Origin of the sequence: Fictibacillus sp. NRS-1165 (assembly GCF_050468105.1) — a bacterium.
Taxonomy (GTDB): domain Bacteria; phylum Bacillota; class Bacilli; order Bacillales; family Fictibacillaceae; genus Fictibacillus_C; species Fictibacillus_C terrinigri.
The window spans coordinates 285,401-305,448 of the sequence record NZ_JBDPNU010000019.1 but is presented as its reverse complement, the minus strand read 5'-3'; the positions used below and the strand labels follow the sequence as shown (position 1 = coordinate 305,448).

12 protein-coding genes and 1 pseudogene are annotated in these 20,048 nt (G+C 48.3%); 3 read left to right on the top strand and 10 right to left on the bottom strand.

Annotated elements, in window-relative coordinates:
* Positions 1-137: 137 nt before the first annotated feature.
* The 9 genes and pseudogenes from ABHN01_RS08525 to ABHN01_RS08485 all read right to left on the bottom strand — a co-directional run bounded on the left by ABHN01_RS08525 (position 138) and on the right by ABHN01_RS08485 (position 10,376).
* Positions 138-998, bottom strand: a complete 861-nt coding sequence (locus tag ABHN01_RS08525) for an alpha/beta hydrolase (RefSeq protein WP_429875164.1) — start codon at positions 996-998, stop codon at positions 138-140.
* Positions 999-1,002: 4 nt separating this feature from the next.
* Positions 1,003-2,415, bottom strand: a complete 1,413-nt coding sequence (locus ABHN01_RS08520) for a DHA2 family efflux MFS transporter permease subunit (RefSeq protein WP_429875163.1) — start codon at positions 2,413-2,415, stop codon at positions 1,003-1,005.
* Between the two features lie 163 nt (positions 2,416-2,578).
* Entirely contained in the window at positions 2,579-3,382 is an 804-nt protein-coding gene (locus tag ABHN01_RS08515; protein WP_429875162.1) for an endonuclease/exonuclease/phosphatase family protein, read from the bottom strand.
* Positions 3,383-3,433: 51 nt separating this feature from the next.
* Positions 3,434-4,765, bottom strand: a complete 1,332-nt coding sequence (locus ABHN01_RS08510; protein WP_429875161.1) for a hypothetical protein — start codon at positions 4,763-4,765, stop codon at positions 3,434-3,436.
* A 32-nt stretch (positions 4,766-4,797) separates the two neighbouring features.
* Positions 4,798-5,790 carry a zinc-dependent alcohol dehydrogenase gene (locus tag ABHN01_RS08505; RefSeq protein ID WP_429875177.1) on the bottom strand — a complete coding sequence of 331 codons (993 nt, stop codon included), beginning with the start codon at positions 5,788-5,790 and terminating at the stop codon, positions 4,798-4,800.
* A gap of 5 nt (positions 5,791-5,795) precedes the next feature.
* A complete protein-coding gene (locus ABHN01_RS08500; protein WP_429875160.1) occupies positions 5,796-7,220 on the bottom strand; it encodes an extracellular solute-binding protein in 1,425 nt (474 codons plus the stop codon).
* Positions 7,221-7,245: 25 nt separating this feature from the next.
* Complete coding sequence (locus ABHN01_RS08495; RefSeq protein WP_429875159.1) at positions 7,246-8,058, bottom strand: carbohydrate ABC transporter permease; 813 nt, start codon at positions 8,056-8,058, stop codon at positions 7,246-7,248.
* Positions 8,059-8,070: 12 nt separating this feature from the next.
* Positions 8,071-8,957 (bottom strand): annotated as a pseudogene (locus ABHN01_RS08490) (carbohydrate ABC transporter permease).
* A gap of 150 nt (positions 8,958-9,107) precedes the next feature.
* A complete protein-coding gene (locus ABHN01_RS08485; RefSeq protein ID WP_429875158.1) occupies positions 9,108-10,376 on the bottom strand; it encodes a sugar ABC transporter substrate-binding protein in 1,269 nt (422 codons plus the stop codon).
* A gap of 385 nt (positions 10,377-10,761) precedes the next feature.
* On the opposite strand from ABHN01_RS08485, the gene ABHN01_RS08480 reads away from it, so the two are divergent.
* From ABHN01_RS08480 to ABHN01_RS08470, 3 genes are read left to right on the top strand one after another with little or no spacing between them, the layout of a single operon-like run.
* Positions 10,762-12,747 carry a WD40 repeat domain-containing protein gene (locus tag ABHN01_RS08480; protein ID WP_429875157.1) on the top strand — a complete coding sequence of 662 codons (1,986 nt, stop codon included), beginning with the start codon at positions 10,762-10,764 and terminating at the stop codon, positions 12,745-12,747.
* A gap of 27 nt (positions 12,748-12,774) precedes the next feature.
* A complete protein-coding gene (locus ABHN01_RS08475) occupies positions 12,775-15,282 on the top strand; it encodes a hypothetical protein (RefSeq protein ID WP_429875156.1) in 2,508 nt (835 codons plus the stop codon).
* A 40-nt stretch (positions 15,283-15,322) separates the two neighbouring features.
* Complete coding sequence (locus tag ABHN01_RS08470; protein WP_429875155.1) at positions 15,323-17,218, top strand: beta-N-acetylhexosaminidase family protein; 1,896 nt, start codon at positions 15,323-15,325, stop codon at positions 17,216-17,218.
* 65 nt (positions 17,219-17,283) lie between these two features.
* Here the strand turns inward: ABHN01_RS08470 and ABHN01_RS08465 are convergent, their stop codons facing one another.
* Positions 17,284-19,998: a S8 family serine peptidase gene (locus ABHN01_RS08465; RefSeq protein ID WP_429875154.1), complete on the bottom strand. Its 2,715-nt coding sequence runs from the start codon at positions 19,996-19,998 to the stop codon at positions 17,284-17,286.
* Positions 19,999-20,048: the final 50 nt, after the last annotated feature.

Below are 20,048 nucleotides of genomic sequence, written 5' to 3'. Positions count from 1 at the left end.
TATACCTCAATGATAAACCCGTTCACACTTCAAAAAAACGACGTAAATCTGTCTATAAATCCCTTTAAAAAAATGGTGCCTGGCACCGCGTTTTGACATATGTCAAAAGACGGTGCCAGGCACCATTCTAAGATTCATTAGTTTTTCAGGAAGAAGCACAATGCCCGCGGCAGATCATCCTTCCAGAAGATCCAGCGGTGCTCTTCATCTTCCACATGGAAGTCAAGGGACAGGTCCTTCTCTTCAAACACGCTGGCCATACTTTTGTTGCCATCATAGATATGGGCGATTTCCCCTGTAACGGGTGACTTAAAGTTATTCTCATGCTGCCCGACGACCTGGTAGATCTTCCAGTCCGGCTGCTGGATCTGACGGCGTGCATCCTCTGCCATCTCTTCATCAAACGCAGCAGACTGCAGCATGAGGTGAGACCAGATCTCCGGCTTTTTCATGGCGAGATAGAGGGAGATGACTCCGGCAAGCGAGTCGCCGATCGCCCCCATTTTCACTACGTTCATATTGATGGCTTTGAGCTTCTGCTGTACATCCGGCAGCACGTCGTCATAAAAGAAGTTCGTGAACGCCTCAAAATGCTCGCCGTTTGGATGATACACCTCTCTGCGCTGTGAGGGAGAACCCGGACTGACCGTTACCATGACGAGGTTCCTGGCGAGTTCAGGCGTTTCTTCCAGCAGTTTTTCAAAGGTTTCTCGGATGCCTCCAAGCTTCATGTAATAATAACCGTCCTGCACGAGGAGGAGCTGTACATCTCCCTCCTGAAGCTGATCGGAAAACAGCCACTTCACTTCCAGCTCACGGTTCAGCTGGCTGCTGTACATTCGGTTTTCGTTGATTAATAGACTAATGGGTAACCCTCCTGACTGACTGCTCTTTTTTATCCAAGAATTATCATAGCATGAAAGGGCGCCGCTGTTAAAATACCTAAATACGAACAGCCACCCTCTCAACCGAGAAGATGGCTGCCGCTCTTGCTGCAACTGATCATGCTCCTTCTTCCGTTCCTTCTGCTGCTTCCTTTTTCGATGGAATAAAAAAGGTGAGCACGATTCCGATCAGAGACAGGACAGAAACGACCATAAACGCGATATTGGCTCCGTAGATATCAGGGTGAGCAATGCCAGGGCTATGCTTTGCCGTCTCCTCAGTCGTAGTCATCACGGTCACAAGGATCGCCGTGCCGACGGATGCCGCGATCATCCTCATCGTATTATCCATGGCTGCCCCATGGGGAATGAGCCGTTTAGGCAGCTGATTCAGACCTGCGGTGGCAGCCGGCATCATGACCATGGACAGCCCGAACATACGGATCCCATACAGTACTGTAATATACGTGAACGATGTCGCCGGCCCTAAAAAGGAAAAAGCGAATGATGACAGTGTGATGATGATCAATCCTGTTAAAGCCAGCCATTTGGCTCCGATCCGGTCAAAGATCCTGCCGGTGATCGGTGACATCATACCGGTGATTAAGGCGCCGGGCAGCAGAGCCAGACCCGCCTCAAACGCCGTAAAACCCCTCATGTTCTGCATGAACAGCGGAATTATGGTCTCCGCTCCGATCAGTCCCATGAACGTGATCATACCAATGGAGACCGTGATCGGAAATATGCCTTTTGTAAAAACACGGAACTCCAGCATAGGATGCTCCAAGCGCAGCTGCCGTGTAATAAACAGCACAAGCGCTGCTGCACCAACCAATAGGGAAATCATCGTACCCTTCGCTGTCCATCCGTAATTGCCCGCACTTGTGAACCCATACAGCAGGCCGCCGAAACCGACAGATGACAGAACGATGGAGACGGCGTCCACTTTCGGCTTCGTCACTTCTGTCACGTTTTTCAAGGCAAAATAGGCGACTAAAATATCAATCAGTGCGATCGGTAAGATTATAAAAAACAGAACCCTCCAGGAGTAATGTGATGTTACCCAGCCTGACAATGCAGGACCGATAGCTGGTGCGAAGGATATCACGAGCCCGATTAAGCCCATGGCTGCGCCGCGCTTATGCACAGGGAAAATCATCAAAAACACGGTCTGCATGAGGGGCAGCATTACCCCTGCACCGCTTGACTGGATGACCCTTCCCAGCAGCAGCGTCCCAAAATTCGGGGCCATTGCGGCGACTAGTGTACCGAACGCAAACACGCTCATCGCGGTGATAAAAAGCTGTCTCGTGGAAAACCGTTCCAGCAAAAAGGCGCTGACAGGAATCATAATTCCGTTCACGAGCATGAAGACGGTAGTCAGCCATTGGGCGCTGTTGGCGGTGATGCTCATTTCCTCCATGACGGGCGGAATCGCAGTGATCATGAGGGTTTGGTTCAGGATGGCGATAAATGATCCTGCAAGCAGGAGCGCAACGATGGTTGACTGTTTGTAACTTGAAGTTTCCATTCTTTTTTTGATCCTCATTCCCTTTTGAAGTATCGTTTTCTACATCTTACCTTAAACGTTTACGCATAGCTAATGAGCCGACTTGGTGCCAGGCACCGGCTTTTGACATATGTCAAATCGCGGTGCCTGGCACCACCAATCACACAAAAAAAGCCGAGCAGCCTCAGCCGCTCCAGCTTTTCTTCAAACTGATCGTCGCATACAAGGGAAAGTGGTCGCTTGGGAATCGGCCGTCTACTCTGATATCGACGATTTCTGCCCGGTCTACGTTCCATGATTCGCTCACAAGAACCCAGTCGATCCTCCGTTCTTCTCCGCCGCCTTGATCGTCCGTAAAATCATTAAACGTTCCGAGGCCAATGCCCTTCCTTGCATCTGCAGTCCGCAAGCTGTCGGATAGAACTCCACTGCCCGTGAATCTCTCATAGACCCGGCTGCCAGGATGAGTGTTAAAGTCACCCGTCAGGATAACCGGAACACCCTCCTCAAAACCATTCAATGTATGAAGCAGCAATGCCGCTCCCTCTTCTCTCGCTCTCACAAAAATATGGTCCAGGTGGGTGTTCATCACATAAAACGTCTTCTTTGACTGCCTGTCCTCCAGGAGAACCCATGTTGCCATGCGGGGGCACGCCGATTCCCAAGAAAGCGAGCCGATTTCGGCTGGAGTTTCTGAAAGCCAGAAGTGGTCGAATTCCACAGCCCGAAATTTGTTTTTCCTGAAAAAGACGGCCATAAACTCGCCTTTTGACCCTCCCTCCCGGCCTAATCCGATCCAATCGTAATCAAGCAGGTCCTCCTCCAGGCCGGCCAGCTGCCGATAGGTTCCCTCCTGCGTGCACAATACATCAGGCGTATAGCCTTCAAGCAATTTTTTCATGAGCGGACGCCGTTTTACCCAAGGATGCGGTCCGCTCCCGTCGCTTCCTCCTACTCTCAAATTGTAGGACATGATGTGTATGGTCATCTTTCTTCCTCCTGTCTGTTAACAGCCAAAAACTCCAGAAAAGTTCTGGAGTTATCCTTTTTCAGATAAATATTCATCGATAAAATGAAAAGCATAGACCTGCCGCGGCCTTCCTTTGGAGGACAGCTTTTCCTCACCGACGATCTTGATGAGGCCGGCGTCCAGGCATTGAAGCAGGATGCGGTGGGCGCTTCTGATCGTCAGGCCGAGTATGGCGGCGATTTCCTGAGCGGTATACGTGATCCGTTCTGTCCGCTTGATCTGAGCCATCATTTTTGTAAGATAGGTGGCGGTCATGCCTGTCTTTTCCGCTCTATGGAGAAGAGCCGGATCAGTGACCGATAGACTGTAAATGAGCGGACTTGACATTTCCACCGGCCCGATCACGCTTTTATCTTCCCTCACGATATAGCATTGGTTGCTGCCAAATTGCATGGATTGCCGTAAAGCCATCCACGCATGGTTTCCGGCATCCTTGGCGCACAAGCCAAAACCGACCCCAACAGACAAAGACAGCTGGTTATCCCCTTTTAACGCCTTCAGGAGCGGCATACTTTTATACCCTTCCGATACGCGTTCAAAAATGCCGCGGGTGGTGACAAACAAAAATTCATCTTCCTCAATGGCAATCAGATGTCCTTCAAGGGCTTCCGCATACTCCCGAATCATCCGGCGGATACGGGTCTTCTTTTTTTGAATGCGGTGTCCTGTCAGCTCACATTCAAGACCCTGTACTTGAATTATCCGGATTCGCCCCATGACGACCTGTGAATCCTTGTTCTGACGCTTTTTACAGGAAAGGAGTGCACGTTCCAGCGAATTGATGATATCTTCCGCGGTCGGAACAACCCATTCGTTTGGGATTCCCAGGGCATGGAGTTCATCCGAAATCACTTTACTTCCCGTCAATGCTGCCTGTGTTTTTCGGGTTTCAAAAAGCTGCCGGTGAAGATTGATCATCTGGTCCCTTGTCTGAAAAACCCTATCCTCCTCGACGGGCAAAACATCCAGTCTTTCGTTCACTTCGGAAAGGACTTTGCTTACTTCCTGTTCAGAAAGAGTATCGGCGGAGATTCCCCGAACTTCGGGCAGACGGCGCATCAATCGGAAAAGGGCTCCATAGAGGCCGGACGCTTTTAAAGGAATGTAGTGGGCAGGAACCGAAAATTCAATATGATCCCTTGCCAGCTTATACTCCTCATACCCTGAGAAGAGCAGCACATCCGTTTTTTCCGTCAGTTCTTTTATGAGCGAGACGGCATCCGGAAGATCGTCGGACACCTGAAAGACCGGAGTGAACGTCGGAAAAGCCTTGATGACCTTTCGAATACGGCGAGAAATGACTTCAGGGGCAACGATTCCAATGACAATCTGGCCAGACATGATCCATCACCTCAATGAACAATTTATTTTCTTCACTCATAATCGATGACTCTCGTCAGCACTCCGTTTTTCCCTTGCTGCAGTTCCTCATAAGCTTGACGGATCTCCTCAAAGGGAATCGATTCCTTGAGGTATTCACTGACCTGTATCCTGCGTTCGCTCAAAAGCCTTAAGAATTCCCCCATGTTACGCCCCTCTGTCCAGCGGACAAAAGCATACGGGTAATCCTGAGCGTTCTTTTCATACTCGGGATCGTACCGTCCGGGGCCTCCTGCCCGTGAAATAAGGATCTGTGCTTCTTTTCCAAACATCCGGCTCCTGTTAAAGTCTGGTTCTATATCGCCGACGATGACAATTTTCCCCTTGTCCCTGATCCATTCCAGGCTTTCATTGGTCAGCGGGGAATGCCCTCCTCCTGTACAAAGAAGTACAGCGTCTGCACCGTATCCGTTCGTCTTTTCCTTAATCCGTTGTTCCAGTGCTTCCCGGGTGACCGAAACCTCCACGTTCGAAATCGATTGAAATAATTCAGCCCGGCTGGCATTTACCTCATATGGAAGGACATTATAGGCGCTGGCATTGGAAATCTGTGCGATGATCTGCCCGAGTACGCCTAGCCCTGCGATGACAACAGACTCGCCAAACTGGAGCTGCGCCATGCGCAGTGCGTGAATCGCTATGGCTCCCACTCCGGCAAAGGCGGCTTCCTTTGCCTCAACGTTATCAGGCACAGAGCAGCACAGCGTTTTTGGAACGAGGAGGTATTCTGAATGCCTGACATACGGTACCCCGTAGCAGGAAACCAGCTGGCCTTTATAAAAAGGCTCGGTGCCCTTTCCGCATTCCACAATCCTGCCGGCCGCACTGTAGCCGAGATAGGCTGTGCGGTTCCGGCTTGCCCGAATGACTGATAGCTCCGTTCCCGTACTGATGACAGAATGTGAGGTTTTCACCAAAAGGTAATGGTCCCGAACCTTTGGAATTTCACTTTCGATCATCGTTATTTTGCCTTCTTGGGCTGCCACGCTTTTCAATGCTCGTTCCCCCTTTCCCCCGCCATCACGGATTGAACCGTTTTGGACAGCTTTGCCTCAATTCGCTTACAAAGAAATGCTTCATCTAACAGCCCCGATAAGTAGAGGCGAAGCTCATCACGGATTTCCTTTAGCTCTTTAAACGAAAGCCCAAGATCGCTGTACAGCCGGTATGTAGGAACGATCTCCCTGAACATCTTGAACCGGGAAGGCAGGTAGACCCGTTCTCCTCCTGTACGCTCAGCGACTTTTTTTATGGCCGGTATACTCAGAGTGTTCTTCCGGATTCTCTCCTGGCATTCCTCGGATGCCAAGAAATCCACGAGCAGTTTTGCTGCCTCTTTCTTTTTTGATTGTTTGTTCACAGCAAGACCGATCATGAGCAGCATCGTCCTCGCATCTTCCGAATATGGCAGCGGAGCGATGTCATAATCGATCTCCGCGTTTTTCATCTGGTTTAAACTGAAATAGGAGCACATGATCATCGACGCTTTTCCGGCTTTAAAGAGCGCTTCGGAATCCTGGTCACTGTCCGATAAATAATTCACGGCCATCTTCTGCTGCTCAACGACATGTTTGAACCGCTTGATACTTTCGATGAAGCGGTCCGAATCAAACTGTACTTCACCGTTTTCGTTCCAGGTAAAGGACATCTGGTTCTGCAGCAGAAAGATCGGCCAGCGGTTGAGCGAGAGCGGGTGGAAATAGAAGCCGCACCTTTTGGCTTCAGGATCCTGTACTGACAGCTTCTCAGCAGCCGCAAGTGCATCTTCCCATTGCCATCCGCTGTCCGGAAAAGCAATGCCGTTCTCCTCAAAGTGGCTGACATTGTAGCACAGGATGACCGGTGAAAAGAGAAAAGGCTTCACATACTGCTCCTGTGCGGCAAACCCTTTGTTCAAGAAGGGATACATTTCGCCGGAAACCGGCAGAGGTTCAAACATCTCCTCATGATGCGGGTTAAGCTCCTGGAAATCGTTATAGTTAATCGTGACGGCATCGACCATATCATTCTGAAAGAAATCATAAACGATCTTCCCGTAATGGTTGTAAGGAAGATTGATCGTCTGCACCTTGATCATCGGATGCTGCTCTTCAAACATCCCGATGAGTTCGTTCAGCACCGCTTCATTTGGAATGGAAGGGTAATACCCCACTTTAATTGTCAGCGGTTCAAACGGCCTGCTGGCTGCCACTATATTGCCGACCCTTGATTTTTTGACGATCAGCCCTTCCTTCACCAGCTGATCCAGCCCTCTTCTGACCGAATTTTTGCTTAAATCATACCGTTCGGCAAGCGACAGTTCAGAAGGCAAATATTCTCCCACCGGAAGCAAGCCTTCAGTGATCTGTTGTTTTATCGATCCAATAAATTGGTCGAACTTTAATTTGAATTGTTCTCGGCTCGTTTTTTCACTCATAATGCGACTACCATCCTCTGAAATTTTACTTTAGACCGGACAGGGCGATCCCTTTTACAAAATAACGCTGGAAGAAGAGAAAAATGATAAAGGTAGGGATGAAGGATAGGACAGAGCCTGCCATTTCCACCCCGAAATTTCCTTCTTTCGTTAAAAGAGAGGCCAATCCTACGGTTACAGGAAACATATCTTCACTCGTTGTAAAAATGAGCGGTGTCAATAGATCGTTCCAATTGGAGATAAAAGCAAATGTACCTACTGTCGCAATGACAGGTTTGGACATCGGAAGCATGATTTTAAAGAAGACCGTAAAATCATTCGCACCATCAATGTGGGCCGCTTCTTCCAAATCTTTAGGAAGCGTCTGCATATACTGCCTGACGAAGAACACACCGAGAATCCCCCAGATTTCCGGCACGATCAGCGGCATATACGTATTGATCCAGCCAAAATCGCTGAACATGATATACCTCGGAATAATAAGAAGCTGGCTCGGCAGCATGATGACGGCCATCATGGTCCAAAAGATTACCTCCTTAAACGGAAACTCTTTTTTGGCAAAGATATACCCAAGTACAGCGGCGAAAAACATTTGCGAGAATACGGGAATGATCGTAATGATCATGGAGTTCATGATCCATTTCATAAACTTGGCGTTCACCACGATATAAAGAAAGTTTGATAGAGAAAATTTTTCTTCGGTAAGCCATAAAAAGGGGTTTCCGCTCGGAACTTTCATCGGGAGGAAGGATCCGCCAAGCATGATAAGAAAGGGAGCGATAAAAAGAACCCCAAAAACCGCCAGTGGGACATAGGTCCACTTTGATACTTTGTTCATGATGCACCTCCTTTATTTGTAGTTCACTTCTTTTCCTAAAAACTTTTTCTGGATCAAAGAGATGCCAAATACAATAAAGAACAGGACGTAAGCAAGGACACTGGCATACCCTAAACGCAAAGAGGTGAACCCCTCCTGATAGAGGTAATAAACGATCGTTGTAGTTGAGAAGTTCGGCCCCCCGCTGGTTAATAGAAAAGCAGAGTCAAAGATTTGGAAGGAACCGATGGTCGTGATAATGGCGACATAAAAATGAATCGGCATCAAAAGCGGAAAGGTAATCTTCCAAAAGATATTCCACTTGGATGCACCATCGATCCTCGCTGCCTCATAGTACTCGTCTGGCACAGATTGGAGCCCTGCGTAATAATAGATCATCGTACTGCCGCATACTTTAAACACACTCAGCCCCTCAGCCCCGCCAGAACCATCATGGCCTGCAGCGAGTCTGACAGAAACAGCTGCGGTTCGATCCCAAACCATCCAAGCAGAGAGTTAATAAAGCCGCTCTCCGTTCCTTTGAACAGCCAAGCCCAGATTCCTGAGATCACCACAAACGATGTGACGACCGGCAGAAAGAAGATGCCCTTGAAAAAGCCGGTCCCCTTCTTGCCTGTATTGATCAACAGCGCTAAACACAAGCCCAGCGCCATAGTAGGCACAATATAGTAAAGTGAAAAAAGAACAGTGTTCCATATCGCTTTCCACGCAATTTCATCCGAGAAAAAATGAATCCAGTTTTTTAAACCGATAAATTGCGGGTCACCGATGACCGGCCAATCTGTAAAAGTGATATAAAGACTGAACAAGATGGGAAACAACTGAAAAATACTAAAATGAACAAGGATGGGAACTAAAAAAATATAGATCATCACATATTTGTTCCAATGCTTTTTCATTCTAAAAGCCCGGCTCGTCTGCGGAACAGCCGGTTTCGGAGCCGCTTCGCTGATTGTGAAATTTGTTTCTCCCATATACTCACCTCCTATTTTAAACATCGCTTCATCGAATAAAAGGACGGGGGAGGCTGCACCCCCTCCCTTCAAACATTATTTATCCATCTCTTCCTGAATGGCTTTTGCTGCAGCATCAGCCGCCTGCTGCGGTGTTTTCTTGCCTTGCATCATCTCCTGAAGCTTTGCCTGAATTTGAGGCATGACCGACCGGGATACGGGATGAATGACGCCGGGTTTCGCATATTGCGCATACTCGGTCAGAATCTTCATATCTTTGTCCCCATCATAGATGGAAGCGGCCGATTTTCTTGGCGGCACATACTTGGTCAGCGTATTGAAGGCTTCAAGGCTTTCGGTGCTTGTCATCGACTTCACAAGCTGAGCAGAAAGTTTTTTATTCTCGGAGTTTCCGGATACAACGAACATTCCGGTCGTTCCGAACGTCGCTGTTTTCGCCTCTTTAAGCGGCGACCCGATGGCATAATCTTTAAAATTCTTTTCCTTCATCGTTGCTAATGAAGCACCCGTTCCCCAGTAAGCCAGCATTTTTCCTTCCAAAAAGAGCGGGAGGTGATCGACCGTGTTGATGGAGTCTTTCGGAATCATTTTTTTCTGATACCAATGATTGATGAGCTCGAATCCTTTTACGGCATCCGGCTTATTGATGGCTACCTTTCCGTCTTTCGTGATAACCTCTCCGCCGGCTTGCCATACATAAGGGTACAATGTCGCATTTGGCGTATTGCCGCCTTCATAGTTTCGGGCGTAATATCCTTTTTTCACTGCCTTTTCCGCCAGAGCATTAAATTCATCCCATGTTTTCGGCAAATGATTCGGTTCCCCGCCAAGCTCTTTTAAAATTTTTGTGTTATAAAAGTAGGTCTGCACCTCTTTAAGGACAGGCAGGCCATACATTTTGTCCTTGTACGTAACCGCTTCCATGGAGGTTTGATCAAAATCCTCTTTATTGTAGTCACCGAGCTGATCATCCAGCGGAGCCAGTACACCTTTATCTGCAAATTGCGCCATCATGTCCGGAATCAGGTAAAAAACATCCGGCCCCTGCTTGGCTGCCATGGCTGTGAGGATCTTCTGTTCGCGGTTTGCCCACGGAATTTCCTCAAATTTTACGGTAACGTTTGGATATTCCTTTTTAAACCGTTCACCCATTCCTTTAAAGACTTCATTCTGCTTGTTTTTCAGTTCATCACTGACATAAGGGTGAATCCAGACCGTCAGTGTAGTTTTTTGTTTCTTGTCCGTGCTTCCTCCTCCTGATGCTGCCTCATCGTTCGAACAGGCCGTTAAAGCGAAAAGCAAAAAGCACAAAAGAACAATGACCCCACTTTTCCTCCAGGACATCTCAACTTCCTCCCTTTTCTTCTGGTTCATAACTGGTACTTGAATTTAGGATAAGTGACCGTGATAAAAGTGTCAATCTATTTTGTATTTTTAGACAATTAAAGGACAAACCCAACGGTTAAGCCGTTCTTTCGGCCGAATTATATTTCTCGACATATTAAAGACATGTGTCTGACGGAGCCGGAAAACGGCCTCAATCCCTTGATGCATCTGCATTTTTCTGCAAGAAGGCATTTCTGCTTCTTCTCTATACCGAATAACTTAACTGAATTTTCTAAAATTATGATTGGAGGATACTATCGTTTTATGTATGATTAATAACGAACCAGATATGACCCAACGAGTTGACTGCGGTGTTTAATTCTATCCAAGGAGGTATGCTCATTTGAAAAAGTGGTGCAAAGGAATCGTCTCCTGTTTTTTGCTGGCCGGCTTGCTTGCCGCTTCCTTTTCTATACGTGCAGAAGCAGCCGGCAAGACAGAAAAGCTTGGAACAGCTCATTTCAACATTGGTATCCTTTCCAGTGCTTACGGAAAGGGGCCAAACGGTAAACAGGCCGTTTACGCGGCAGCAAATGGAGATCCTGCCGTATTGAATATTGTTGATCCATTGAGCGGGGAAACCATCGCCACCCATGCATTAGACGGCGCACCATCCGCCTGGGGAATGGTCATTGACCCTAAAGGCAAGGTCTATATTGCCGGCGGCGCCAATCTGTACCGTTACGATCCGACAACCGATGCTGTTACCAACCTGGGAAGGCCCATTGCGTCTGAAACCGCTTTGTGGCGGCTGCAAACCGATCAGAAAGGCCGTATCTATGGAGGCACCTATCCGAACGGCAAGGTCTTCATGTACAATCCAGAAACGAAGACGTTCAGAGATTATGGACAGATGGCGGAAGACCAAGGGTATTCCCGCAGCATTGCTGTTTCAGGACAGTATGTCTATGCAGGAACAGGGGTAAAAAAAGCCCAGCTCATCCGGCTTGATCCGAAAACCGGTAAAAAACAGGGCATCCCGCTCCCTGAACCGTATACGAGCCAGCAGGACGTGTACGACATTGATGCTGTCCGCCATCTGCTGTTCGTCAGGGTGACCCCCTCTAACACCCTGCTCATCTATGACTTGAAGAAGAAAAAATGGGTGGATGAGATCAAAAATGTAAAAGGCTCCAAGGTTTCCTCACCGGATGCAAAAGGGCGCGTCTATTTCAATATCGGAGACGAACTGTATTCCTATCGGCTGAAGGATAAAAAACTGGCAGCAACAGGCTACAGGGAGAGCTGGAGCAATAAAGGCTTTGGATGGCTGAACCTGAACGAAGAGGGGTTTAAAGGAAAGAGTCTGATCAGCATGCGCTATAACGGAAGCTATTGGATCTTCAACCCGCAGACCGGAAAATCCAGGAGTATCGACTCTCAGATCGAAGGACAGCCGATTCCCATCCAATCCATCGGGAGAGGACCTGACGGAAACATCTATACGAGCGGCTACTTGACCGGGGGCTTCTCCAAGTATTCTGTGGATGATCATGAGTTTACGAGATTCAAAGGCTTTGGACAGGCGGAAAACATGATTTCAACAGACAGCTATCTCTATCTCGGTGTTTATACGGGCGGCGTCATCTATCGATATGATCCGGCTAAACCATACGACCATGACCCCGTGAATGTTCCGAAAGCAACGAATCCGAAGGCTCTTTTTTCCTTAAAAAGCGAGGGCCAGGACCGTCCTTTTGGCTTTGCAAAAGGAGATAGAAAAGTCTTTATCGGTACCGTTCCTGACTATGGAAAGCTTGGAGGGGCATTAACCGTTCTGGACGAAGCATCCGATCAATATGCAGTTCACCGAAACATCGTCAACAATCAGAGTGTCATCTCCCTCTCCTATAAAGACGGCCTCGTTTACGGAGGCACCAGTGTTTCCGGCGGCTTAGGTGTTACGCCTTCCGAAACAGAAGCAAAACTGTTTGCATTTGACCCCAAAACGAGTGAAAAAAAGTTTGAAATGACTCCTCTTCACGGTGAAAAAGCAATCAGCGCATTGGCATTTGACCGGGGAGGTGATCTATGGGGCATGAGCCCGGGAAAAATTTTTAAATTTAATCCGGAAACCCGAAAGGTCCTGGCGGCCAAGGAATTATTTCCATTCAGCTGGAACGGCGTCGGCCATTATTGGAGGGGCGCTTTCTTGGACCTGGACGCAGACGGCTGTTTTTATGGAACCACCCTTGGAAAGCTGTTCAAATTCAATCCACAAACGTGGGAAACTGAGGTTCTCGAAACGGATGCCTCTCTCTTTGCCGAAGACAAGAATGGCGCTTTTTACTTTGCAAGAGGCACCGATTTGTATCGCTATACCCGATAAACGGTAACAACAGGGAGGGGAATTCCGATGAAAAAATGGTTATCAATCGGACTATGCTTGATTGTTTTATGCTGTGCAAGCCTGGGCTTTGGAAAGCAGGCTCTCGCAAAAAGTTCGAGCACGCTGGAGAAAACCTACTTTGGACCGCCGGAAAAGCTGACGGCGCCGCTGAATCAGGCCGTCTCTATTTTTAACGGGGCCGTCGGCACTGAAGAAGGGCACCGCGTCATGTATACGACGACAAAAGGATTTCCCGCCAAATTAAACGTACTGGATATTGAGGACTACAAATTATTAAGAGTCATCGATCTCGCAGACTCTGAAAACTCGTGGGCCCACGAGGTTACACCTAACGGCGATCTGTACGTGGCTACAGAAGGCGGAGGAGCAAAATTATGGAAGTACTCCCCTTCTTCCAAACAGGCGAAGCTCGTCTATAAATTTCCCGGAGAATCCTTTGCCTTTTCCATCACTTCCAATGCAGAAGGCCAGGTATTTGTCGGTACGTATCCCGGGGGTAAAGTTTTCAAATACGACCCGCTTACCTCTAAAGCAAAAGACTACGGCCGCATGATTGGTGCTGTATCCCAGGAATATATCCGTTCACTCGCCGTGATTGGAGACGACATATATTCCGGTACAGGGCACGGACAGATCGTACGCTACAACATGAAGACGGGAGAAAAAGAGGATATCGCCAAATCCATCAATGAACCAGGCCATATCTATGACCTTGAAAAAGTGGATGACCGCTATCTCTTCGCACGGTTCGAGCTTTCCAGCAACGGCTACATTTATGATACGCAGGAAAAGAAATGGCTCGATGTTACAGTTCCAAAAGTCCGTGGCCTGCATGTGGAGGAGCAATCGCTCAACAACAAGATCTACTTCATGTCCACCGACAATAAATTACGAACCGTCGATCTGTCCACGTTAAACATTGAAGATACCGGGATTAAATATGAAAGCGATTTCCGTGGTGTGGACTGGGTAGAATTCAATACTCCCGAGCTTCCCGGCAAAAGCTTGGTGACCATTAACTTCAGCGGTTATGTAACGGTCATCAACCTAGAGACGAAAAAGGTGACCCGGCTCCCTTCTCTCGTTCAATCGACACCTACCGTGATGCAGGCCATTGAAAAAGGCCCCGATGGCAATTTCTACATCAGCGGCATGCAGACCGCGAAAGGTGCCCACTATAACCCTGTAACTGGCAAAGTTACTCCGTTTAACCTCGGTCAGGCGGACAGCATGGCTCCTTTAGGAGAAAAGATGCTGATGGGTGTCTATCCTTCAGGAGACATCCGGGCGTATGATCCGGCACTCCCGCCATCCGACACGAACCCTGAAAAATTATTTGTTCTCGGAGAGTCTCAAAACAGAATTAAAACCATTTCTTCAGGCGGCGGAAAGGCGTTCATCGGCAGCATTCCTTTTTACGGCGAGCTTGGCGGAGCGCTGACCGTCTATGACCCGCAGGCCGAAGGCGTAAAATACAAAGTGTTCCGGAATGTCGTTCAAGACCAGAGTGTAGTAGGCCTTGCGTACAAGGACGGACAGGTTTACGGCTCGACCTCCATCACTGGCGGCCTTGGCGCAGATCCTGCAGCCGAAGAAGCTAAAATCTTTGTTTGGGATGTCCAAAATGAAAAGAAAATAAAAGAAATCTCACTGAATGTCGAGGGAATTGAAAAGCCTGCCCTCATCGGGGAGCTGTCGATCGGTCCTGACGGGCTTTTATGGGGAGCGGTCAAGAATGCCATATTCGCTCTTGATCCTGAGACCTTAAACGTCGTAAAAAGCAACAAGATCTATCCAGATGGTGTCCTGCCTGAAGACGCCTGGGGATCCATCGACCTGAAGTGGTCAAACGGCCTGCTGTATGCCAACTTTACAGGCGGAAATCTGACAGCCATTGATCCTAATACACTAGACAGCAAGAAAATTACGAATGCCTATTCCTTTTCCATCGGCGATGACGGAGATATCTATTATTCCCTCGGCTCCAATCGCACACTGCTGTATAAGATCGAAGTCGATCAGATTTCGAAAATAAAACCCGTCCATATCACGAACAGCAGTTTTGAGCAGCCGCTTATGAATCATTCCGTCCCCGGCTGGACATCGATGTTTGCCACTGATTCTGAAGTTCAATACAGCCTTTCCAGCGAGCAGCACAGAAAAGGCACGCACAGCCTGAAGCTTGTTGACACTTCCCGCAAAAAATCAGCTGCCCTCATGAGCACTGGAATCACCGTCAAACCAGGGGAAGTTTTAAGAGCAGAATCGCAGCTTTATTTAAAAGAAGGCCTTTCCAGTCTGATGCTGCGCTTTTTTGACAGCAGCGGAAAAGAGCTCAGTTCTACTCCAGTTCATACCGAATCCGGATACAACAGCTGGCAGCCGGTTACCATCACGGCAAAAGCTCCGGAGCAGGCCGCTTCTGCAAAAATTATTGCTTACACCACAGCGTATGCGACAGCCACTTCTTACTACGATCACATCAAGCTTTTTAAATTAATCTTGAAGAAATAGGAATACCGATAAAATTTACGAAGGTAAAGGAGCTTTCAACATGCGGAATTTAATGCCTGACAACTACAGGGAATCCATCACTGTTTCCCCTGTTCCTCAATCCATGGAAATAAGAGACGATGGTTTTCCATTGACCCCGGCCGTGTGGATTGTAACTGAAGACAGTACCCCGGCATCTGCTTTGCTGGAGGTGGAGAAAGCTCTCTATGAAGCCGGAGTGAAGGAAATTGAAATAAAGGCACATTTTCGGGAAACGGAGGCCGCTTTAAAGCCGGTCGTCCTATACCTTGGAGGACTTGCTGAAGATGAAGCTGCATCAAGAGCACTGGAAACCCTCCATGTGGAAAGGCCGAAAGATTTTAAAGCGGAGGGATATGTAATTGCCACCGGAACAACGTCTGCTGGGACGAAGCTGATCATCCTTGCCGGTGTTGATGAAGCTGGAACCTTTTATGCTTCCCAGACGTTCAGACAGCTGCTGATAAAAGAAAATGAAACGGCATGGATGCCTTCGGTCACGGTTCATGATTGGCCGGCCATGCCGGTTCGGGGAGCCATCGAGGGCTTTTATGGCCCTCCATGGTCCCATCAGGACAGATTGAGCCAGCTCACGTTTTACAGTCAGCATAAGATGAATGCTTATATTTATGCGCCCAAGGACGATCCGTACCATCGCGAAAAATGGTGTGAACCCTATCCTCAGGATAAATTGAGTGAGATCCGGGAGCTCGCTGACACCGCAAAAAGAAACCACATCACCTTGACCTTTGCCATCTCACCGGGAAACACGATCGCTTTTTCACAGGATGCCGACTTTCAACAATTGCTGGATAAGGCACAGGCGGTGTGGGACATTGGGGTACGTTCGTTTGCGCTCTATCTGGATGATATCGACCCTGCCGTTCGTTCAGAAGAGGATGAGGCTGCGTTCGGCGAAGATGTATATCCTCCCGCCGCTGCCCAGGCGTTTCTATTGAATCGTTTTAATGATGAATTTATCAAGAAGCACCCAGGGGCTTTACCTCTGATCACAGTGCCGACTGAATATTACGAAGAAGGCACGTCTCCTTACCGGGAACGTTTTGCCGCGCTTGTTGGGCCAGATATTGCCGTTCAATGGACAGGGATCGGCATCGTGGCTCCTGTCATACCGGCGAAGGATGCACGTTACATTCATGGAATCTTTCAGCATCCGCTTTTGATCTGGGATAACTATCCCGTCAACGATATCGACCGGAACCGATTGTTCCTCGCCCCGCTCTATGGAAGGGAGCCGGAGTTATGTAAAGAGGACGCCGTGATCGGGATCACAGCGAACCCTATGAACGAGGCAGAAGCATCGAAGATTCCATTGTTCACCATTGCGGAATATATGTGGAACGCAATGAACTATGACCCTGTTCAATCTCTGGAGAGAAGCGTCAAGGAATTTGCCGGCAAGGCGTCAGTTGCACTGAAGCTTTTCGTTGAAAGCTGTTACGCTACAATCCTGAACAACCATGAGGATCCGCTGTCTGTTCGTCTGCAGCCTCTGATGGATGAATTCTGGAAGGCCGATGAAGCCGAGTCTATGAAAATAAAGGGAGAATCTCTTTCACAGCAGTTTTATGCAATGAAAGAAGCACCTTCCCGGTTGAAAAGCACACTGGAGAATCAAAAATTCCTGCAGGAGACTGCACCCTATCTGGAAAAGCTGGCCTTGTACGGAGCGGCTGGGGAAGCTGCCGTAGGCATGGTTTTAATGGAACATCAGCGTCTTACTGCCGAGGCGCAAGAACAGCGCGTGATACTGGAGGGCTTAATGAAAAAAATAAAAAACATTCCGCAAAAATTAAGCATCAGTACCATGGATCCCTTTCTCCACCGCGCTCTGTTCGGACCTGATTTCGCACCAAGCCCAGCCAATAGAGACTCAGCTTCTGAAACTCTTTCTTAAATAACAAAAACCCCTGTTTCGCCGCTAGGGCAGAAACAAGGGGTTTTCTTCATTACTTCCATCTGTTACTTCACTGTCACTTTCACTGCTTTGCTTTCGCGTTTAGCAGCGTCAGTTACGGTTACGTAAAGGACAGCACCCTTCTTTTGCTTCTTGATGCTTGCTTTAAAGGTTCCTTTTGCGCTTACTTTTGCAGAAGAAATGACCTTTTTGGACTTGTCTTTCACTTTGATCGTTCCGTTCGCTACAGATTTGCCGGTTACCGCTGTGGATTTTGTCGTTACTTTATCCACTTTTGGCATATCCGGAGCCGGCGCTTTTCCCACCACTGCTTTCAGGGCTGCTTTTTCAGAGCCAGAAGCATTGGCGATGGCCACGTGAAGCACTTGGCCTGCTTTTTGAACCGGAATTGTAACGGCGAACGTTCCTAACGCCGGTACCGTTGTTTTTCCGAGCACTTTTTTGCCGTTCATCACGGTCACTTTAGAGCCTTTTGCAGCAATTCCCGATACTTTATCCATGTTATCAAGCACTGGGTTCACTTTTGCGTTTAGTTTAACCGCGCTAAGTGCACTAAACGCATCCAGTCTTCCCCAGCCAGATGCTTCATCATAGCCTGGAACCGGTTTTGGCCCGGCATCCGGTTCGTCATAATAACCATCGCTCGGTTTATCGACTTCACCAAAGCCGATTTCATCCGCACTTTGTGTGAGGATTCGTTCCACTTCTTTTGCTTTTAAACGAGGGTTTTCAGACAGCAAAAGACCAGCGACCGCTGCAACGTGCGGTGTAGCCATCGATGTTCCAGACATGTACGTCACGTTTCCGTTCGGCACAAGGCTTGGAATGTTGGAGCCTGGGGCTACAAGATCAAGGCCTTCACCATAGTTGGAATAGTCGCTGACAACATCCATATCATTGGTGGCGCCGACACCGATCGCGTACTTCGATGAACCCGGATAGCTGACCATGGAATCTCCATCGTTTCCAGTTGCCGCGACAATGGTCGCCCCTTTGTCTGCCGCATATTTCAACGCATATTCAAGCACTCGGCTGTATCCGCCGCCAAGGCTGAGGTTGATCACCTTTGCACCTTTGTCCGCCGCGTATTTAATGCCCTTTGCGATCTGTTCGGTATCTCCTGATCCAGAAGCGTCAAGGACTTTAACCGGAAGAATTTGTGCCTTCTGATTGATTCCTGCCATCGAATAGCCATTGTCTGCTGCTGCAGAGATAATTCCGGACACGTGAGTCCCGTGGCCCATGTCATCCAATGGAGCTGCACCGGAAGTTACAAAGTTTTTCCCAAGGTCTTCACGCACTTTGTCCTTCAGGTCTGCAAGAGTATAATCTACTCCGGTATCAACGACCGCGATCAGTGTGCTGTTCAGGTTCGATTGGCCCGCCAGCTTTTTCATCGGCTCATAGCTGATGTCTGCCCCTTTGACGCCTTCATTTGCCCCTGTATTCTTCAATGACCACTGATCGTTGTATTGCACGTCATTGGACATGGAGTGATAATGCTGAACGGGTTCCACAAATTCAACTCCCGGCAGTTTTGCAAGCTTGGCAGCCGCAGCTTTTACTGAAGCTGCCGTACTTTTTGAAGTCGTGCTGTATTTGCCAGAAGCATTCCCTCCTGCGGCGTTCACCACATACATGTTGCCCAGCACCTTATCTTCAGATTGGAATGCCGATTTGGCAGCGGATTGAATGCCGTACGTTTGAAGCTTGCTGTTGAGTGACTTGCTGGTATAGCCGTCTTTCATTTTAACAATGAGCTTGCTGGACATGTCTTTTTCGTTCTGTCCTTGAGGAACAAGTCCTGCTTTTCCTAAAACATCGGACAGTTTCTCACCTGCAAGCGAAGAAACACCGACCTGTTCGCCGATTCTTTCAATATCACCTTTATAGCTGTCCGGCGCTGCGTTCATCACGATGTCGTACAGCCCCTTGATGGAGCTTCCGTCTTTCTTCGTGAGGACATACGTGCTTTGTGCCCCGTTCGCTGCCAATTCATCAAATAAAGGTTTCAATGCCACAAGGTTGCTGTATACATCCTCGCGAAGATCCTGGCTGAACACCATTTTTCCAACGAGGAACGGTGCGGTTTTATAATAAAGGGAAGACAGGGATTTACCTTCCTCCGTCTTTGAAAGCAAGCCGTCACGCAGCTGGCGAAGCTGTGTTAAAAGGGCATTTCCTGATTTCTGCTGGCCGGCGCTCATTTCTACCGGACACTCTTCTTCCCCGGCCGATTCAACGGATGAAGGAAATTTAAGGCCTTTATAGCCAATCTTGTAATTTACCTGTTTCGCTTCAGCGGCTGCCGGCGGATCATCAGGTGTATCTTCACCGAGGTATTCGACCTTTATGTAATATGGTCCCTGCCATGCGTACGGCACGTTCAGTTTCACAGGTTTATCGGGTGTTTCTGGTGTCGTAAAGCTTCGGTACATACTGAAGGTTTCGTCATTTCCCGCTCTTTCTATGCTTGGATAGACGGAAATGTTTAAATTCGCATCACTAGTCAATGAAATTTGCATATGAGAATCTTTTTGAATATCCTGTTGATTCGGTGTGATCTTGTACCACTGTGTCTGTTCAGGCTGGTCGAGCGTTCCATCCACCGTTTGGTCTTTTTCGAGCGGCGCCGCTTTTTCAAGGGACGATCCGCCCTCAGCATTCGCTACGCGTGCTGCTGCTGGAGAAAACATGCCGGCAATCAGCGCGAATACGAGCAATAAGGCTGTCAAACGCGATGTCTTTCTCATTCTCATTCCAATGCCTCCTTTGTTTATGTTAAAAAATAAATGGGCCCTTTTTTGCC